At 69.5% G+C, this 17,994-nt stretch carries 17 protein-coding genes and 2 tRNA genes; 3 read left to right on the forward strand and 16 right to left on the reverse strand.

The window, feature by feature from the left end; all coding sequences use genetic code 11:
- Positions 1 to 23 precede the first annotated feature (23 nt).
- Positions 24 to 401 (forward strand): hypothetical protein, encoded by a 378-nt coding sequence (locus tag KSK32_RS11185; protein ID WP_216931011.1) that lies wholly within the window; start codon positions 24 to 26, stop codon positions 399 to 401.
- A 249-nt stretch (positions 402 to 650) separates the two neighbouring features.
- Here KSK32_RS11185 and KSK32_RS11190 read toward each other — a convergent pair whose 3' ends face one another.
- From KSK32_RS11190 to KSK32_RS11205, 4 genes are all read right to left on the reverse strand, one after another.
- A complete protein-coding gene (locus KSK32_RS11190; RefSeq protein ID WP_216931013.1) occupies positions 651 to 827 on the reverse strand; it encodes a hypothetical protein in 177 nt (58 codons plus the stop codon).
- 260 nt (positions 828 to 1,087) lie between these two features.
- The gene (locus tag KSK32_RS11195) at positions 1,088 to 1,261 is read right to left on the reverse strand and encodes a hypothetical protein (protein WP_216931015.1); all 174 of its coding nucleotides are present in this window, start codon (positions 1,259 to 1,261) and stop codon (positions 1,088 to 1,090) included.
- 151 nt (positions 1,262 to 1,412) lie between these two features.
- Entirely contained in the window at positions 1,413 to 2,018 is a 606-nt protein-coding gene (locus KSK32_RS11200; protein ID WP_254187803.1) for an IS110 family transposase, read from the reverse strand.
- Positions 1,961 to 2,332, reverse strand: coding sequence for an IS110 family transposase (locus KSK32_RS11205; protein WP_254187804.1), 372 nt, complete (start codon positions 2,330 to 2,332; stop codon positions 1,961 to 1,963). Before KSK32_RS11205 ends, KSK32_RS11200 begins: the two co-directional genes overlap by 58 nt.
- A gap of 285 nt (positions 2,333 to 2,617) precedes the next feature.
- On the opposite strand from KSK32_RS11205, the gene KSK32_RS34170 reads away from it, so the two are divergent.
- On the forward strand, positions 2,618 to 3,469 hold the full coding sequence (locus KSK32_RS34170) for an ATP-grasp domain-containing protein (protein WP_216931019.1): 852 nt from the start codon (positions 2,618 to 2,620) through the stop codon (positions 3,467 to 3,469).
- A 60-nt stretch (positions 3,470 to 3,529) separates the two neighbouring features.
- On the opposite strand, the gene KSK32_RS11215 is transcribed toward KSK32_RS34170, so the two are convergent.
- The 9 genes from KSK32_RS11215 to KSK32_RS11255 all read right to left on the reverse strand — a co-directional run bounded on the left by KSK32_RS11215 (position 3,530) and on the right by KSK32_RS11255 (position 13,019).
- Positions 3,530 to 3,982 (reverse strand): hypothetical protein, encoded by a 453-nt coding sequence (locus KSK32_RS11215; RefSeq protein WP_289256540.1) that lies wholly within the window; start codon positions 3,980 to 3,982, stop codon positions 3,530 to 3,532.
- A 459-nt stretch (positions 3,983 to 4,441) separates the two neighbouring features.
- A complete protein-coding gene (locus KSK32_RS11220) occupies positions 4,442 to 4,909 on the reverse strand; it encodes a hypothetical protein (RefSeq protein ID WP_216931023.1) in 468 nt (155 codons plus the stop codon).
- 91 nt (positions 4,910 to 5,000) lie between these two features.
- Positions 5,001 to 6,104 carry a nitric oxide synthase oxygenase gene (locus KSK32_RS11225; protein ID WP_216931025.1) on the reverse strand — a complete coding sequence of 368 codons (1,104 nt, stop codon included), beginning with the start codon at positions 6,102 to 6,104 and terminating at the stop codon, positions 5,001 to 5,003.
- Positions 6,101 to 7,336: a hypothetical protein gene (locus KSK32_RS11230; RefSeq protein WP_216931026.1), complete on the reverse strand. Its 1,236-nt coding sequence runs from the start codon at positions 7,334 to 7,336 to the stop codon at positions 6,101 to 6,103. Before KSK32_RS11230 ends, KSK32_RS11225 begins: the two co-directional genes overlap by 4 nt.
- On the reverse strand, positions 7,333 to 8,505 hold the full coding sequence (locus KSK32_RS11235) for an aminotransferase class V-fold PLP-dependent enzyme (RefSeq protein WP_289256541.1): 1,173 nt from the start codon (positions 8,503 to 8,505) through the stop codon (positions 7,333 to 7,335). Before KSK32_RS11235 ends, KSK32_RS11230 begins: the two co-directional genes overlap by 4 nt.
- Positions 8,502 to 9,221 (reverse strand): tryptophan 2,3-dioxygenase family protein, encoded by a 720-nt coding sequence (locus KSK32_RS11240; protein ID WP_216931028.1) that lies wholly within the window; start codon positions 9,219 to 9,221, stop codon positions 8,502 to 8,504. Before KSK32_RS11240 ends, KSK32_RS11235 begins: the two co-directional genes overlap by 4 nt.
- A 51-nt stretch (positions 9,222 to 9,272) precedes the next feature.
- Positions 9,273 to 9,689, reverse strand: coding sequence for a hypothetical protein (locus KSK32_RS11245; protein WP_254187017.1), 417 nt, complete (start codon positions 9,687 to 9,689; stop codon positions 9,273 to 9,275).
- Between the two features lie 824 nt (positions 9,690 to 10,513).
- The gene (locus KSK32_RS11250) at positions 10,514 to 11,287 is read right to left on the reverse strand and encodes a DUF981 family protein (protein WP_216931030.1); all 774 of its coding nucleotides are present in this window, start codon (positions 11,285 to 11,287) and stop codon (positions 10,514 to 10,516) included.
- 898 nt (positions 11,288 to 12,185) lie between these two features.
- Complete coding sequence (locus tag KSK32_RS11255) at positions 12,186 to 13,019, reverse strand: SAM-dependent methyltransferase (RefSeq protein WP_216931032.1); 834 nt, start codon at positions 13,017 to 13,019, stop codon at positions 12,186 to 12,188.
- 159 nt (positions 13,020 to 13,178) lie between these two features.
- On the opposite strand from KSK32_RS11255, the gene KSK32_RS11260 reads away from it, so the two are divergent.
- Positions 13,179 to 14,198 (forward strand): DUF6545 domain-containing protein, encoded by a 1,020-nt coding sequence (locus KSK32_RS11260; RefSeq protein WP_216931034.1) that lies wholly within the window; start codon positions 13,179 to 13,181, stop codon positions 14,196 to 14,198.
- On the opposite strand, the gene KSK32_RS11265 is transcribed toward KSK32_RS11260, so the two are convergent.
- From KSK32_RS11265 to KSK32_RS11275, 3 genes are all read right to left on the reverse strand, one after another.
- On the reverse strand, positions 14,181 to 16,610 hold the full coding sequence (locus tag KSK32_RS11265) for an EAL domain-containing protein (RefSeq protein WP_216931036.1): 2,430 nt from the start codon (positions 16,608 to 16,610) through the stop codon (positions 14,181 to 14,183). The two genes, KSK32_RS11260 and KSK32_RS11265, sit on opposite strands and share 18 nt — an antisense overlap.
- Positions 16,611 to 17,480: 870 nt before the next feature.
- Positions 17,481 to 17,553 (reverse strand) — tRNA-Arg (locus KSK32_RS11270).
- Positions 17,554 to 17,589: 36 nt separating this feature from the next.
- Positions 17,590 to 17,680: transfer RNA gene (locus tag KSK32_RS11275), tRNA-Ser, on the reverse strand.
- Positions 17,681 to 17,994: the final 314 nt, after the last annotated feature.

A 17,994-nucleotide genomic window follows, 5' to 3' on the forward strand; every position in this document is an offset into this window, starting at 1 on the left:
CATGACCGTGTGAGGAGGATCTGATGGTGCGCGGGCCTTATCCGCAGGAGCTTCGCCGAAGGGCGGTGCGCGCGCTGTTCAGCACCCGCGATCAGTACCCGTCCGAGTGGCAGGCGATCCTCGCGAACTCCGAGCGGTTCGGTATCCGGTCGGCCGAGACACTGCGCGCGTGGGTCCGCAGGGCGGAGGCCGACGGCGAGCACGACGCAGCGCCGCCCACGGCCGCTCGCGGCACCGCTCAGGACCACACGGAGCCGAGCGCAGCGTCGACAGGACCGCAGTCCTTCGACATCGACCGATTGACCAGGGACAACGCGGAGTTGCGCCGCACGATCGGCACGCTGGTCGCGGCGGTGGCCCTGCTCGCCAGTGAGTTGACTCGCCAACTCTCCCGCGAATGACGGCCCGCTTCCTTGTCTCGCCGCGAGGGCTCAGACCGGATTCTGCCGTGAGCGTCTGTCCTCGACGTGAACGACGTGAAGTTCACGGCCGTCGAGGTCTCGTTTCCCACGCCCGTGCAGGCCGACGGCCAGGTCGCCGCTGTCGAGAACCTCGCCGGCCGCTACGTAGGTCAACACGTCGCTGTGGTGGCCGTAGACCATCCAACCTAAGCCAGGATCGAGGGTGAGGGTGCCGAAGTCCCCAGCCGGTCAGCCGACGTGCACGGGACCGTACTCGCGCAGGACATCGATGGCCGCAACGGCGAGGTCGACCCCGGGCCCGGCATCCGGAAGAACGACGCACGTGCCATGGGCGAACACGACCCACGACTTGCCGTCACCTCGAATGATGCGACGCCACGTCGCCGCCAGCTCATGCTCACACATGCCGATGATCGTCGTCGAGTCGGGGCGGCGTGGCATATCCGGCGGACGGACGACAGCGCATGCCCGAGGCGGAGACTGTCGTCATCGGTCGGGACCTACCGGGCGTCGAAGGATCCCGCGAGTTCCCGCACACCGCCGGTCCCGGTCACCAATCGGTAGGTCATCGGCGTAGTGGTGGCGATGCTGGGGAGCCGGGGCGCGCCGTACCCACGCGAGGACTCGCAGCCCGGGGTGATCCTGGGCGTCGCCCCGGCTCCGGCTCATGTCCCGCCCTGTGCCTCCGCGGCCTCGGCCGGCGGCGGCGGGAAGGCGATGGTCTCGTCGTAGTGGAGGTGGTGGCGGAGGCAGTGGTGCAGGCTGCCGAGTAGTCGCGCGTACAGCCTGCGCAGGGCGGCGGGGTGGCGGTCGCCGGCGGCGCGGCGGCGGTCGTACAAGGCGCGGGCACCGGGTGAGCGGGTCAGCGCGGCGAAGGCCCACAGGTGTCCGGTCTCGGCGAGGATCGGGTTGGCTTTGCGGCGGTGGCTGACCTTGTGGAAGGTGCCGCTGGCCCAGGTGATCGGGGTCGCGGCGCAGAACGCCCGCAGGCTACGCGCGGTGAGGAAATCGCTGTGGGTCGTCGCCGATTTCGGCGAGGAGCCGGGCGGCGAGCAGGGCGCCCATGCCGGGAAAGCTGCGGTAGATCGTCGTCTGCGGATGCCGCTGCGCCAGATCCTCGACCTCGGCCCATAAGGTCTGCGCGGCGGTGAGGGTGGCGTCGAGCTGGGTGAGCAGGGCGGCGGTGCGGTGCCCCATCGCGGCTTCGATGTCGGCGGGCTGGCGCAGCGCCCGGGCGTGGAACAGCTCGTGCAGGCGGGCGGCCTCCGCGCTGATGAGTCGGCTGCGCCCGGCGGCGGTGAGCAGTGTCTCCAACCGGTGTTGGGTGAGCCGGGCGGCGCGGGTCGGGGTGGGAGCCGTGGTGAGGACGATCCGCGCTTCGGGCCGGGTCAGTCCGGCGGGTAGGTGCGCCCAGGCGGCGGCCCCGGCCGGGTAGTACTCGCGCAGCACGGAGCGCAGCCGTCGGGCGAGCAGGCCGGCGCTCTGCAGCGTCTGGCGGTGGGCGCGGGTCACCTCCCGCAGCGCCGCGACATGAGCGGTCACCGCTGGCGTGGCGCGGTGTGCGGTCCCGTCGACACGCAGGACGTGCGCGAGCAGGTGGGCGTCGCCACGGTCTGACTCTTTCGGTGCACGGCGAGGCGGGAGCGGTAGTTGGCGACCTGGGTCGGGTTGAGCACGACGACGGGCTGGCCTGCCTTCAGCAGGCCGGCGGCCATCAGACCGCGACCGGTCTCGATACCGATCGGAATCGACCGGCGGTTTCGCCGAATCGCGGCGAGGACGGCCAACAGGTGCGCCAGCCCTTCGGGGTTGTCGGGTAGGCGAGTGTGGGTGATAAGGCGGCCTTGGTCGTCGACCACGGCGAGATCGTGGTGGCTTTCGCCCCAGTCCAAGCCGGCGTAGTACTCCAACAGCGTCCCGTTCGGCGAGCATGAGGGCTGGCCGGGCCGCACGGTCTCACGTGAGGGCTCGATCGCCCGGGATCGCAACGGGCGTGACCCGCCCAGCCAGCGGTCGTAGACCGCCAGGCACGGACGCTAGACCGAATCCCGGCACGCATCGAAGCGTGTCAGTGCGAATGGTTCGCCAGGTGTTGTTCGGCGTACAGGTCTGAGCGCAGAGATGGGTACGGCGTTTCGGGTGGCGGCCGGGACAACAGGTCGAGGTCGATTGGCCGCGTGGGGCAGGATAGGAGCGTGATCCTTCTCGTTCCCGCGAACCCGCTAGGGCCGCGCCACCCAGACGAGCATTTCGCGGTGGAGGCACAGGCCGCCCGTGCCGCCGGGATCGATGTTGCGGTGGTCGACCACGATGCGTTGGCGCGGGGCGTAGATGCGCGACGGGCGGTCGCCTCGGTTTCGGGCAGTGGTGCGGCCGTGTACCGCGGCTGGATGCTGCGCAGCGAGCGGTACGCGGCGTTCGCCGGGTTGCTCGCCGATCGCGGTGTGGTGTTGAGGACCACTGCTGAGCACTACCGGCGGGCACACGAGCTACCCGGTTGGTATGCCGCGCTGGCTGCGGCCACCCCACAGTCGGTGTGGACCACGGGCTCGGACCGGGCCGGCTTCGACCGCGCGCGGGTCGAGCTGGGCGCGGGACCGGCGGTGCTGCGTGACTACAGCAAGTCGATGAAGCACTACTGGCATGAGGCGACGTTCATCCCGGACCTGGCGGACGGCGCGGCTGCGTGGCACGTGGCCAGGCGGTTTCTGGAGCTGCGCGACGACGACTTCGAGGGCGGTTTCGTACTGCGGCGCTTCGAGCGTTTCACATCCGCCGAAGTACGAACGTGGTGGGTCGACGGTGTGTGCGTCCTGATCGGACCGCATCCCGACAGCCCGCACGATCCCGCGCCGGCCGGGATCGACCTGGCCCCGATCGCACCGATGATCGCCGGGCTCGGCCTGCCCTTCGTCACCGTCGACCTCGCTCTGCGCGCGGACGGCGAATGGCGGGTGATTGAACTGGGCGATGGGCAGGTGAGCGACCGACCAACCACCATCGAACCTCAGATGATGATCACGGCCCTGCTTGTCCTGGCCCGCTGACCGGCAGCACTGTCTGTCCAGACATCCGCTCATGCCGCATGTCCAGAGCGGAGGGCTAGCTCAGTCGAACCAGTTGAAGAGCAGGTCACCGAGCCGACTCGGTTGGTGGTAGGCGACATCCTGGCGTTCTTCTTCGGTAAGACGATGCAGGTGTCGGTCTTCAAGCGGCTGATTCAGCTCTGCCGTGGTGGCGAGCCGCAGCGCTGCGCGGCGGTAGATCTCCCCGCCGGGGACGTCGACGAACACCGCGTTGACCATGTGGGGATCTTGTCGTTCGGCTCCAGCGACCAGGAATGCCGCAGCGTTGAAGAGGATGCTCAAGGCCCTGCCATCACGCAGTCGCACACCGACCCTGTAGTGATTTCGGCCGGTAGTCGGCTCCTCGACCGAGGTGGTGACCACACCGCCGACTGCCCTGATGCTGGCGTACACCGTGGCCAGCCAGGTGGCACTGGCCGCCTGATCGGGGTGCGGTTTGGTCACTCCCGCTCGGAGCAGTTGGGTGATTTCCACGAAGAGATCATCCGGCATTGCGGCGCCGAAGGCGCATCTCAGAAACGGACGCCCCCACGGTGTGTTGGGACCAGCTTTCGTGCACGCATCTGCCGCTCCGGGTGGGCTGGCGTTCATCGCCGTCGGTGACGCACGGTGATGTATGGCTGCCTTTCCTCCTTCCGCTTGCAGCGTCGTGCCGACCGATCAGCTCGTCTTGCGCGCCGCGGTGTCCGCCTTCCTGGGCCGCTACCGTGGGCAGACTCGCGTCCATACCGACTCCGACCTGCGGGTCTCCTGCGCTCGTGTACCGACCAGGTTCTCGACCCGCGGGCTGCCGCTCGGGTGGACTTGCCTGCTGCTGTCAGTGAGGGCTCGGGCAGGCCGAGTGATCTAGGCGTAGGGGCGGGAGCGGCGGCGGGCGGTTTGCTTGATCTGTTGCGGCGCCTCGCTCGGATGTCGTGTGCTGCGGGCTGGGGGTTACCAGTCGCCGACGGCGGTGAAGCCGTAGTAGCGGCCGAGGTCGATGCGGATCCAGATGTAGAACTTGGTGCCGTCTTTGACGTTAGTGGCGAGGTTGCGCCATTGGCCGGTGGGCACGTGGGTCCAGTAGTTGCAGGTGGCGTGTCCGTAGAAGTTGATGCAGGCGTCGAAGGGTCCCCAGTCGTCGCCGTCGCCGAGGTTGCGGATCTGGATATCGCGGCACTGGCTGGTGGTGCGGTAGTAGCTGGGGTACTTGGGGTAGCTGATGACGTCGGGGCCGTCGTAGATCATGAACGGGTCGGCGGCGGACAGTTTCGCGCTGTACGGCGAGGAGCGGCAGCCGGCGGCGTGTGCCGGCGCGGCGACGACGACCTGCCCGGTGGTGACGACGAGAGCCGCGACGGCCGCCGCGGCCAGGCGTGCTGCCCACCGTCGGGGCGGTGCGGTGATGGTTGATGTCGGCATGGGTCCTCCCTGGTGGTGCGGGTGGGTGGGGCGGCGGCCGGGGGGACAGCGGCTTGCCGACGCGGTGCGGGTTCCTGGCCGGGCTTGCGGGCTACCCGGTGGTGAGGGTGTGTGGGTTTGGTCGTAGTGCCGGGGTGGGTTGGCTGGTGTCGTAGTAGCGGGGCCAGGACGGGTCCTGGGGCGTCATGGGGTAGGAGTTCAGCCAGCTCCAGTCGCCGGTGACGGTTCTGCCGGCGGCTTCCTCGCGGGCGGTGAAGCGGGCGAAGGCGCGGCTCTCGCGGTGGTGGTCGGTGATGGACACGCGGGCGTTCTCGTAGCTGTGCAGGACGGCTTCGTGGAGGGTGAGGAGGGCTTTGTCGGCGCGGAGCCGGTCGTGGTCGGGTAGGCCGAGGCCGTCGATGACGGCGGGGAGTTGGTGGTAGCGGTCGGGGTCGGCGAGGTTGCGGGCGGCGATTTCGCTGGCCATGAAGGCGCCGGAGAAGGGTGCGGGGAACTGGAGTCCGCCGAGGTGCAGGGTCATGTTGCTGATGACCGGCACGGCGGGCCAGCGCAGGGCGAGGTCTGCCAGCCACGGGTGGTGGGGGTGGTGGATCGGCACCTGGCGGATGCGGGTGTGGTCGGGGTGCAGCAGGTGCAGCCGGCCGTCGGCGGTGGCGGCGATCCAGGGCAGCAGGTCGAAGGCGCCGCGGTGGGTGGGGCCGGTCCAGCCGAGGCGGACGGCCAAGGCGGTCAGGGGCAGGTTGGCGGGGTCGCCGACGACCCCGCCGTCGGTGTGCCAGGCCGCGTAGCGGGCGAGTTGTGGGTTGATGATGCGCAGTGGGGCTGGCGCGGTGGCGGTGGCGGGGGCCAGGACGGTGAGCACCGAGCGGACCCGTCCGTTGGCGGTGGTTTCGTCGAGGTGGCCGGTCAGCTCCTGTCGCAGCGCGAGCACCGTGATGGTGTCGCGGCGGTCGCGCACGGTCAGGCTGGACCAGCGGGCCCGGCCGATGCAGCGGCCGGCGTTGCGCCAGGCGACCCGGGCGGCGTAGGTCAGCTCGTCGAGGGTGGGTTGCCAGGTTCCGGTGTCGGCGACCTCGGCGCGGACCCGCCGCCAGCGGGTGGCGAACTCGGGTGCGCTGGTCTCGTCGTGGTACTGGCGCAGGAACTGGTGCGCTTGCCGGTGCAGCGCCTCGTCGGCGGCGGGGCTGGTGGTCATCGGACGTCGGCCATGGGGCGGGGTGTGGTGTGGTCGCCGAAGACGGTGGTGTCGCGGCTGTCCAGCAGGTATGGGGTGCCGGGTGTGGCGCCGGTTCCGGGGCGTTCGGTGCCGAGCATTTTGACGGCGAGGCGGTAGTGGGTGCGCCGCCAGTGGAACATGGCGGCGGTGAAGGCGCGGATGCCGTCGGCAAGGGTCGGTGATTCGGCCAGGATGTCGCGGTCGGCGCGGATGGCGGACAGCGCGTCGTCGAGGCTGATCTGCCCGGCCCGGATCCGGTCGCGCACGTCGGGCACGGACAGGTACGCCGGGGAGCGCAGGCGGTGCGGCTCGGGTGTCCGGCACAGCGACTCGACCAGTTTGTAGGCGCGGGACTGGATGGCGCTGGCGCCGTCGGTGTGCACGCGGAACCGGTGGAACGCCTGCGGCTGCAGCGTGGCCAGCATCGACCACAGGGGCGCGGTCTCCTGCAGCAGCCGGGCGGCCAGGGTGAGCCGGACCCCGGCCGTGGACAGCCGGTCCTCAGTTGCGGCGGTGACGGCGGCGGTGAGGTCGACGGCGAGCAGGCCGAGGGTCACCTCGAAGCATTGCAGGGTGCGCAGGAACAGCCGCTCGTCGTGCACGGTCGACACGGGCAGCAGGCTGGTGCGCAGCATCAGCCGCTCCGCCTCGGTGCGGTCGACACAAGCCATGGTCACCAGTCGGCGGGCCAGCGCCACCGGGTCGTTGACCTCGCGCAAGGGAAGACAGAGTCGGTGCAGGGCGGGACTCGCGGCGCGCATCGCGTGCCGCAGGCGTTTAGCCACCAGCGGCCCCGGCGGGCGCAGGCCGCCCGGCGGTGTGCCGGGGCTGTCGAGGGCCCGCAGTTCGAAGGCGGCCAGGTCGGCCAGCAGCAGCACGTGGAGCCGGTCCCGGCGGGCCAGCAGCCGCTGCGCCGGCTCGGTGTCGCTGTCGGGATCCGGGATCGGCAGCAGCCGCAGGCCCAGGTAGGTGCGGTAGTCGAAGCGGTCATCGACCTTGTCCAGCGCGACGCTGAGGAAGGCGGTCAGCTGCTGATCGGCACCGCGGACGCTCGGCAGCCGCTGGCGGGTGCGGTGCAGCAGCGTCGTCCACTCGCGTGGCACGAACTGCTTGCCGTGATGCTGGTAGGCATCCACGACCCGGTCGTAGGGGAAACACCGCGCGGCGGGTGCGCGGCGGGCCAGCCAGTCCTGCAAGGGCGCGGGATTCATCGAATTCCTCCCGATCTGCGGTGGTGGTGGCGTCGGTAGCTAGCGACGGCGTCGCAGACGACGTCGATGTCCTCGTCGGTGCTGTAGGCGTGCACGGCCAGGCGCAGCACGCCGGCCTGTGGGGCGGTGATGACACCGCGGTCCCCGAGCCACACCGCCAACGTCTCGGCCTGCGGATCGACCACTGCCAGGTGCGCGCCCTGCGCGTCGGGAGCGACCGCGATCCGCACGACTTCGCCGAGCGCGCTCAGGCGCCGCGCGGCCGTGGTGATCAGCCGCTGGGTGTGCCGGCGGACCTGGTCCAGGTCGAGGCCGCTGACCAGCCACAGGCCCGCGACGGCGGCGTACACCGCGGCGGCACAGGGGGTGCCCGTCTCGTAGCGGCGGGCATGCGACGGCCAGTCCAGGACGGTGGCACACAGCGCGTGCGGGTCGGCGCGACCGAGCCAGCCGGTCAGAGCCGGCGGCGGCCCGTCGGGATGGCGGACATAGAGGAACGCCACACCTGGCAGCCCCATCAGGTACTTGCCGGCGCCGGCCACGAGGTAGTCGCAGCCCAGAGCGTCGACCTGCAGCGGCATGACCCCCGCTGCCTGGCAGGCGTCGACGAACACCTGCGCGCCGACGTCGTGCGCGGCCCGAGCGATCCGCGCCACGTCCAGACCGGTCGCGTCGCGGTAGGTCACGGCCGGCACCGACACCAGCCCGGTGCGGGCGGTGATCAGTGGTAGGAAGTCGGCGGTGCGAACCGCGCTGCCGGGGGGACCGGTCCACCTCACGCGTGCCGCGGGCTGGTTGAGCCAGGTGTGGGCGACGCCGGGGAACTCCGCCGGCGTGGCCACCACGTCCCGGCGTCGCCGCCACCGCCGCCGCGACACCGCCTGGTATGCCGCGACACTGGCGTTGGGCAGGACCGCGACCTGGCCGACGTCGGCGCCGATGAGCCGCGCGAACAGCGCCCGCGCCCGCTCGACCTGCTGCTCGCATTCGCGCCAGAAGCCGGGCCCGGACAGATCCCGCATCAGCCACGACAGCGCCTGTTCCACATCCTGGCTGCGGGGAGCGACACCGCACACCGCGAGATGCGTCTGCGCCGCCGTCGTGGTGACCAGCCGCTGCCGCACCCCGCCCAGCGACGGCGCGGAGTCGCGCAGAACCGGCGCGCTCACCGCGCCCCGCCCGGGCAGCCACCCGCCGAGCCGGCCCGCGTCATCGCCGTCCGCGCTTCCCACAAGGTGGGGAACCTGCGGTGGCTGATCAGCGCCGGGAGACTGTCGACCGGGGTGCCGCGCGTGCCGCGCACCTCGTGGCCGATGACACGGGTGGCGACGCTGTAATGCTCGGTGCGCCACAACGCGATCCGCTCGTCGAGGTCGACCAGCGCCTCCGCGAGCCGGTACAGCGGGTCGGACGGCTGACCGCCGTACACGTCCGCCACCGTGACCCGCAGCGAGGACAACAGCCGGCTGTAGGCGATGTCCAACTCCGTCGTCGCCGCCCGCAGCAACCGCCAGCCCGGCGACTCGAACCCCGACCCGTTACCCAGCACACCGCGGATGACCGCGAAGTGCGCCGGCGGCAGCGACCGCAGGATCCGCAGATGCTCAGTGATCAACCGCAGCGCCTCCGCCGCCCGATCCACCAGCGGCTCCGCCGCACCCGGCTGCCCCGCCGCCAGGTGCGCCAGCGCCCGGGACAGGTGCGAACGCGTCAGCTTCAACCACAGCTCGGTGCTCTGATGCACGATCTGGAACAGCAACTCGTCCGGATGCACCCACTGCGCCGGCTCCTTCTGCAAACGCAGCAGCTCATCGGTACGCATGTACCGGGCGTAATCGGTAGCGCCAGATCCCGGTAATACCGCGGGCAGCGAAGACGTGACCATGACAAGACCTCCAGACAAGGATCAGTTCGAGGAGCAAGGGAATGCGGGTCGTCAGGCGCGCAGCGCCTGCAGCGCGGAGGACGCCGTATCACGCAACGCGAAGGCCACCGCCCCGGGCAGGCGACCGCGCGGGCGCAGCGCGGCGGCGGTGACCGTGAGGTAGACGTTCGCGTCGTACGTGGCCACCGTCGCCCCGACAACGGGATCGACGCAGAAGTACCCGGCGGCACCCAGCCCCGGCAGGTCGGTCACCGGCAGGCCGGCCGGCTGCGCCTGGCGCAGCCCCTCGTACATGACTCGGCCGGACCCCGGGCCGCCGATGTCCGCGCGGACCGTTACCACCACCCCGTCAGGTAGCCGCCCGACCGTGACCGCGCACGACGTTCCCGCGAGTCGGCCCACGCCCTCGGAGACGCTGCGCTGGTCACCGGTCGACCCGACCAGCTTCCCGACTTCCCGCAGGTCCAAGCGGGCACACAGATCGTCCGCCGCACGATACGAGACCGACGGCGTAGCCGTGGGTGCTCCGGCCGGCCGACCCGATGACGCCCGCCCCGGCTCGTGCCGGTCAGTGCCTGCCCCGCTCGAGGCGCACCCCGACCCCCACACACCACCGCCGCCGACCACCAGCAGCGCCACAGCGGTCAGATGGCGGACCTGCTTCCTACTGATCATCAAGGGCACCTACCCAGACGCGAGTCATCAGCCCGACAACGCGACACGCGGCGGACTGAATTCGGTGGAAACGATTACTGGCGCGCCCGCACCAGCTTCGGCCTCCAATTCAGCACAGCCGTGCAGAGCGTGTCGATAATTGCTGCCGACATCGGCAGCAATTTCGCCGCCGTCTGCTCAGATCCCGCCGCGCAGCCTGGAGAGGCATGCAAGGGATGCCCTGACCAGGCGCTGCTTCGTGTGTCGGCCCATGAGGCAGCCACACCTGAACGCGGGGCGCATCATCTGCGCACCACCCGCCCTCGCCGCCGTCGCGTTGCGACGCGACCACGACCGGCCGGGTGCCTCCCGCCGGCTCGCTACCCCAGGCCGTGGTTCTACGGCAGCACCCCTGGCAGGGCGTGACTCAAGTTCATGTGCCGCGGCGTGCGGCCAACGCGTCGAAGAGTGCAGGATGCCGTTGCTGGCCAGGCGTTGGGCGAAGCGGACGAGGTGCAGTTCGACCCCCGGTCGCAGGGGTGGATCAGGTCCGCGCCGCCGGGCGCGGGCCAGCGGTCGACGTGGGCCGTACCTCTGCGCCGCGGTGCGCAGAGGTACGGCAGGTCGGAGCGGGGGTGTCAGACCGGGAAGTCAGGACCCGACCGCGAGAGGTTGATCATCAGGCCGATGTGGGTGTAGTAGTTCATCGCGCTGAACAGCACGAAGCTGACTCCGGCGACCGTCCAGCAGGACCGCATGACCGTCCAGGCCAGGTGGTTGGTGCCTGCGACTACACGAGGGAAGGCGAGTGCGCCGGCGGCGGCTAGGGCATACAGGACGAAGAAGAAGGTGTTCTCCACGAGGGGGTAGTTGTGCAGCTGTCCGGTGACCGGTTCCTCGGCAGGGGCTGAGCCGACGAGGTTGAACCGCACGATCGCCGCGGCGCAGAACGCCAGGATGAGCCCGACGGCGACCACGACCGGTGAGATGGCCTTGAGTGCTCCGGCGGTGAGCTTGCCGCCGCGCCACAGGTGCATGGCGCCGGCGAGGAGCATCACTCCCAGCCACAGGCAGGGTTCGCCGAAGGCGATGTTGACGGGCGGGTTGGCGGTCAGCGGGTGGGTCAGGCTCATCGCACCGCCGAGTCCGGTGAGCAGGGCTCCGAGGACGAAAAAGGTGGGAGCGTAGTCGGCGGGGTCGAAGTCGGACACGGCGTCGCCGGGCGGGGATGTCATCAGTGTCTGCTGGCGGGTGGCCAGGGCCACTGCCGATCCGCCCGCGTCCTCTGCCGAGCCTCTGGCGCTGTTGGTGGCCTGGTTGGCCAGCGCGGCTGCGGCCTGCGCAGCAGGCTGGAACTGGCGGACACGGCCCCAGAACCGAACCAGGGTGAGCAGGGCCAGTCCCGCGGCCACGCCGAGGACGGTGTTGTAGAGGATCATCGTCTGCCTCGCATTCTTGAAAACGCCGTACTGGCCTCGACAGCCACCACTAGGCGTAGGCCGATGCGTGCCCGGCCCATGAGCGGCCGGCCGGCGGCGGAGACGGCCTGTTTCGCAGGTGGTGTCAGTGGTGATCGCGCCTCCTGAAGGCGGCGACGCGACCGGCCTCGCGGTCCTGGATGTCGCGCCGCCGATCAGATGACCGCTTTCGGCGCGGCCTTCGGCCGTTGCCGCGCCTCGCCGCCACCGGCGGGTGCCGGTGACCCGGTGGCGAAGCCGCCCACCACGCCCTTGGGCAACTGTGGTTGCGGCTTCCCTAACCGTAGTTGGGGATGTGGTGAGCTAAGCACGCGCCGACACGCCGTGTCAACCGTGGTTCGAAGCCTGGCAACTGTGGTTGGACCGGCCTTTTGGGCGCACCCGGCCGCATCGGCTGAAGGTGAGGCCGTGTCCGGGGCGATACGTGAAGAGCACGCGGGAGCCAGTTGCCGTCGTGAGGCGCATGGCTCGCGGGAACACACGGCCGGGAGCCGGTCCTGGGTGGGAGCCCGCCGTCGCGCAGGCCGTGTGGCGCAGGAAAGTTGGGAGCCCCGGGGGGTGCTGTTACGAAGTTGCCGCCATCGTGGCCCGCCGGCTCACACTTGTCATGGCCCAGGTGCTCGGTCATCGAAGCGTCCAGGGCGGTCTCGGAGCACTGTCGTGGTCGGCCCCGGGCAGCAACCCGTCCGGGCCGGCCTAGGTCCATACCCGCGACGCGAGCCTGCTTGACCAGCTGCTGCACGGGACTGCCGGTTATCCGTCGATCTCGGATGATCGGGCAGTCCTTCGGCGAGGTACTGCTGGGGCGGGGGTGCGGGTGAGGGGTGGTGGTTTAGCGGCGGAACGCGACCGCGCCGCGCATGGGTGAGGGCATCGACGCGGCGACGAAGGGATCGGGTTCGCTGAGTTCGGGGCGCCAGCGGTCCAGTGGCACGAGGCCGGGGTCGATCATCTCGAAGTCGCTGAACAGCGCCGTGAGTTGTTCGTCGGTGCGGAAGTGGATGTCCGTTGCCGCCTGTGTGCGGAAGACGTCGGTGGCCTGGTGCACGGTCGACTCGCCCCAGCGGTCGGGCACGTCGACGCCCACATGGCTGATGACCATGGCGCTGCCCGGTACGAGCAAGTCTCGGATGGGCGTGATGATTGCGTCGATCTGGTCGTCGGGGATCAGTTGCAGCACAGAGCAGTACAGCACCGCGAGCGGCTCATCGAGATTGATGATGGAGGCGGCGTCCTTGTCGGCGAGGGCGTCGAGGATGACGTCGGGTTGGGTGAAGTCGGCCTCGATCGCCCGGCAGTGCAGGTTGCCGTCGAGGATCTGGTTCGACGCCACCACCGCGACGGGGTCGATGTCGACGTAGAGCACGCGGATCTCAGGGTCGACGGCCTGGGCGATCTCGTGGACGTTGCCCTGGGTGGGGATTCCGGAGCCGAGGTCGAGGAACTGCCGCATGCCGGCCTCGGCCAGCGTCTGGACGGCGCGGCGCAGGAACAGCCGGTTGGACAGGGCTAGGTCGGCCGCTGCGGGAACCTTGCTCAGGATGTCCCGGGCCGCGCGACGGTCGGCTTCGAAGTTCTGCTTGCCGCCGAGGAGGTAGTCGTAGATCCGGGCGACAGTGGCCCGGGGACGGGGCGTTGTCGGCGTGGTTTTCTGCTGGTCGGTCACCGCTGCTCCCGTCGGCTGCTGGGATCGCTCGTGGACGGCGAGCCTAGCCGACGTCCGTCCTCAATGGTGACCCTGACAACGCGTGCACGTGTGGATACCGACAGGAACGGCTACACTCTGGCCTTTGATCGGCGCTGGCATCGGTGTCGGGAGGTCAGGATGCTGCTGGCTCGGGCTCGCCTGCGGAGACGCTTGGCGAGGGCCGGTCTGCCTGATCCGTGTCCGCCCTACACCGTCGATGCCTGGTGTGCCGCGATCGGCGCCGCCCGCCGCCAGAACCTCGTCGTCGGCGACGTCGATCTGGAAGCTGGTCACCCGCCCGGCGTTCTCATCACCGACCGGCCGGAGGGCGACGTCATCCTGGTCGACCGCTCACTGCCGCCGGTGACCCGAACCCAGACCGTGCTGCATGAACTCGCCCACCTCGTTCTCGAACACCCAGGTGACATCTGGCACGACGGCGTCGACCGGGTTGTCGAGGCCGAGGCCGAACTCGCCGCGGACCTGCTCTATCAACAACTCACTCGGGCTGCCGCTCACGACGACGCCGACAGCGATCAGCTGACGGACCATCCAGGATGGCTTCCCCAGGTGACGACGAACTGGTGGGCTGAACGCCGTTCGGACTGGCATCTACTGCACCTGTGGATGACTCTGCGTGACAGCATGCCGCAGCTCGCCATCGTCACCACCAGCACCGCCACACCGGTTCCCACCGAGATCGGAGGTAACCGCCAGCGCCACCGTACTGTCGTTGAGATACACGAGGTGTTGCGGGCGCTGCGTCCCTGGTGCAGCACACAGGTGCACGCCAGCGCGACCGCACATGCCCGCCGCCACCGCCTCGACGCCGCCTCGACGGACGCGGTGGCCGAGGCGGCGACCATCGCCGTGGCCCTGCGGCATCGGCAGCTGGCGACGGCGCCGCCGGCAAGCGGTTCGCAGCCGCCCCCGCCCCGCCACAACCGCCACGATGTACGCGCTGAGGCGCGGCACCTGGCCCGCGTGGATCAGGCGATGAGCGACTCCCCCCTCGTGGCCGCGGAGATCGCCAGGTGGGCGCCGGTGGATCCAGCCGCGTTGAGCCAGTCACGCACGTACCACCTGACGGGCGGCAGCTCCATAGTGCCGCCGCCAGCGGACCTGCCACCCGCTGCGCGCTCAGCCCAACCGGTGTAGCCGGCGCTGACCAGGTGCCCGCCCGAGCGGGCGCGGGATCCACGCTTGAGCATGCGTGCGGATCTGACTGGGGAACATCTCACCGCCGAACAACTCGCCGCTACCACAGGCACACCCGAGGACGGCGAGTTCCTGCCGCTGCTCATGAGTGCTGATCCCCGCAGCGACGGCAACAAGATCGAGGTCCGCAGCGAGGTCCACCGCCGCGCGGATGACCGACCTCGCCGGACGCCAACCCGCGTCGAGTGAGAAGGCCGGATGCAGGCGCAGAAAACTCCAGTCCGCGGCGCTCAGCGCCGCGAGATCGGTGTGCCGGCTACCGTAGTTATCCAGCATAAGACGCACACCCATGCCAGTCACGCGCTCAGCGGCACTACGACCGCCCGAACCGCCAACGACCGGGTCGGAGACTGCTGGCGGACGACTCAACGCCAGCACCAGACGCGGCCCCTCCATCCCGTGGACCTGTAGCAGCTCTTGCACCCTGGCTGCGAACTGCGAGGTCAGCGCGGCGGAAGGCAGCGGCACGATCAACGCCGCGTCGGGCAACGCATCACGCCACGAAGCCGCCGCCACCAGTGACCGCGCCAGGATCTGCAACGCCAACGCCTGCAAACCTTCGACGTCCTTGATGTGCTGATAGACGTAGTCATCCGCAGCAAGCAGATCGTTGCGTGAATACAACCAGCGGGGCACGGTGTGCACCATGGTGATCTGGCCGCTGCCCAGGTCCACCACCGGCTCGCAGGAAATCGACATCCTCGCCTGCGTCAGCTCGCGGGCCAACGACCACTCACCGACAGTGCCCGCCTTGTATGAGACGAGCCTGTCCTCACCCCGACGCAACGCGCGCCACAGGACTCGTTCAGCTGCGTCCAGCAGCATCGGCCCCGGTGCGCCCGAGGCCATGCCGGCGCTGACCCGCAAGTCGACGCGGTCGGCGGTGATCTCGATGCCCTGGCGAAGTAGAGCCACCGCGCGGCACGCTCGCTGGTAAGCCAGGTCGCTGGTCAGCCCGCGCAGGACAAGGGCAAAGGTGGCATCACCGACACGCGCCGCGCCAGCCGAATGGTCCGCCGACAACTTCCGGAGCCGGCCAGCTACCTGCGCGAGGACCGCCCGCGTCCGCTCCTGCCCCATGGTGTCCGCCAGGAACTGCAGATTCTCCACCTGCACCACCAGGACGTGGCAGGACTCGTCGGGCAGGGCCGCGCACCATTGCGTCAACCCGAGCCGATTCGGCAGGCCTGTGTCCTTGTCATGGGTCGCCTCGCGAGCAAGCAGACCGTACGCGTGCGCGGTTTCCAGGCTTGCGCACAACGTCGCGACGAAGGACTGCAGCGTCGCGCGCTCGCGCTCCGAGGGCGCCGCCTGGGAGCCACCCAGCCGCAGCCGCACTTCCCCGCCAACGCCCGTTGTGTGATCGCCGAAACCCTGCCTCCAGAGTATCTGCCAAGGAGCCTCGTCCGGAGCGGCCTCTATCTCGCCGTCAAAGGCGACCAACGCCGCATCCCCCCGCAAGACCGCACGGACCAGCCGCCTGTCTCGGCTGAGCTCGATGTCCGCTGACTGAGCGCCGAACAGCTCGACCGCACCGGCCGCGGCGGTGTGCAGAACCTCGTCCGTGTCTCGAGAGGACAGAGCGCTACCCAAAGCGTTCAGGCGCAACCAGACGCGGCGCTCCTCACGGATCCGAAGTCGATTACTGACCGCGAAATACAGTGCCATCATCGTCGACGGCAGCGCGATAAGGACGCGAGAATCGATCATGAGGGCGGCAGCGACGACCACTGCGGTAACCGCTTCGCCGACGGCGACGACAAGCCGGGTCCGCCAGAGGAAACGCACGGACACCATGACCGGCTGACCGGTCGACCACGTCACCGCCGCGACCGTCGCCAATTCCTCGAACACCAGAGCCGCGACCGCCGCGGCGAGGAACGCGACGATCACCGAAACCGGCTGCAGCCCCGCCTCACCCAACATGGCAGAACCCGGACGGAAATCGACCACGTACATCATGGCCGCCGCGACGAAGGCGGTGACCACATCCACACTCGTGTTATGGATGAGCTTGTGCAGACTCACCCTGTGAGACGGCTGCCGCACGGCGCGACCAACCGCGACCCCGAAAGCGGCACAAATCACCACCCAGTGCGCGGGCAACACCGCCACGCACACGACGCACGCGGTCGGGATCAAGGTGATTCTAATCGGCAGGCGGGACGGCAGTGGCATGGGCAGGACCGCGCCCATCGCCATCAACGCCATCCCCACCACGACGTACATCCAAGGCGTGGACGACACCGGCGCGCGCAGTTGAGCCACCGCCCACGCCAGGCACGCCAGCGCCGTCGCCGCGATGGATCCTGTCAGCACAACCAGCGCTACCCGCCGGCGCTGGAGCGACATCAGTCATGCCTCCGTGGGCTACATCGCAAGGTCAACGAGCTCCACGTTAGCCGGTCAGACCAATCTCAATTCCACTCGACGCCCTTGCGCATGACCACACCTCCTTACCGTGGCGACAAATAGACGTTATTTCTTCTCATCGACTAAGATCAACATCAAAGAGTCTTTTTGGTCACTCACCGCTGAACGCGGCAAGGCATCGTCACTACCCGTACATCAAGCGGTACCACATTCTCACGCTTCGCGTTGTCACAAATCTGGCTGAGACGTAGCTTGGGACGGGTTTCAGGTGGCGAGCCTGAGGTCGCGCTGAGCCCTTCTGGCCCGAGTCGACATGTTCCTCTGCCGGGGCTCGAGCGCCAATCAGTCAGACTGGGGCGAAGGAAAAGGAAACACCCTGTTGAACCCGGCGTCGATCCAGGAGCGGCTCCAGCGTCGAGGGTGCGCGCGACGCCTTGCCGAGCAGCCGAACACCGATGCCTTGTCGGTGACCGATGCCGCGGTCACCACAACCGTGATGAACAGCCCTGACGCAACCACCACCATCCCCCACTTACACCCCCACGCCCCCCACACACAACGCCAGACGGGCACAACATCCACCGTGGCGGGAATGCCACCCAACCCCACCGCGACCAGGCCCAGTCAGCGGCGGCGAGTGCACACCGCCGCGTCCCAGCATTGGGGCTCGTCGGCGGGCAAGCGAATCATGATCAAAACCCCGGCGGACGCACAACCGCCCACCGGACCGGGCCGGACGTGAGGGACGCTCGTCGCACGAGCACCCACCGAGCACCCAACCGACCACAAGGGACAGACAGTGAAGGGGCCTGACCGCCGTTACGGCAGGTCAGACCCCTCCTGATCTTGTGCGCCCGAAGGGACTCGAACCCCTAACCTTCTGATCCGTAGTCAGATGCTCTATCCGTTGAGCTACGGGCGCCTGGTGCTCGGCCAGTCTACACAACCGGCTTTCGCGCGGAGACTCCGGGATTCGAACCCGGGAGGGGCTTTAAGACCCCAACCGCATTAGCAGTGCGGCGCCATAGACCAGACTAGGCGAAGTCTCCCTGGTGACCCCGAGGTCACCGCGCCCGAGGATACAGGCCCGCACCCGCCCGGGGCAAAGCGGATACCGGGACGCACCGCCCCGACCGCGTTTTCGTCGTGTGCCGGATCACGCCCACGGCTACGCTCCATCGATATGCAGGAGCAGCCGCCGAGCGATCCGCCCCGTCGCGAGCCCGCACCCAAGGCCCGGCGGAGCCGCTCCCCCCGTCCCACCTTCAGCCCGCCGCCGGCGCCTGAGCCCGTCGCGGAGAACGCGACGAGCGACACACCGCCGCCTCGGCGTCCGCGCCGGTCGGCGCCGACGGTCGTCTTC

This window comes from Micromonospora sp. WMMB482 (assembly GCF_019038635.1).
Taxonomy (GTDB): Bacteria; Actinomycetota; Actinomycetes; order Mycobacteriales; family Micromonosporaceae; genus Micromonospora; species Micromonospora marina.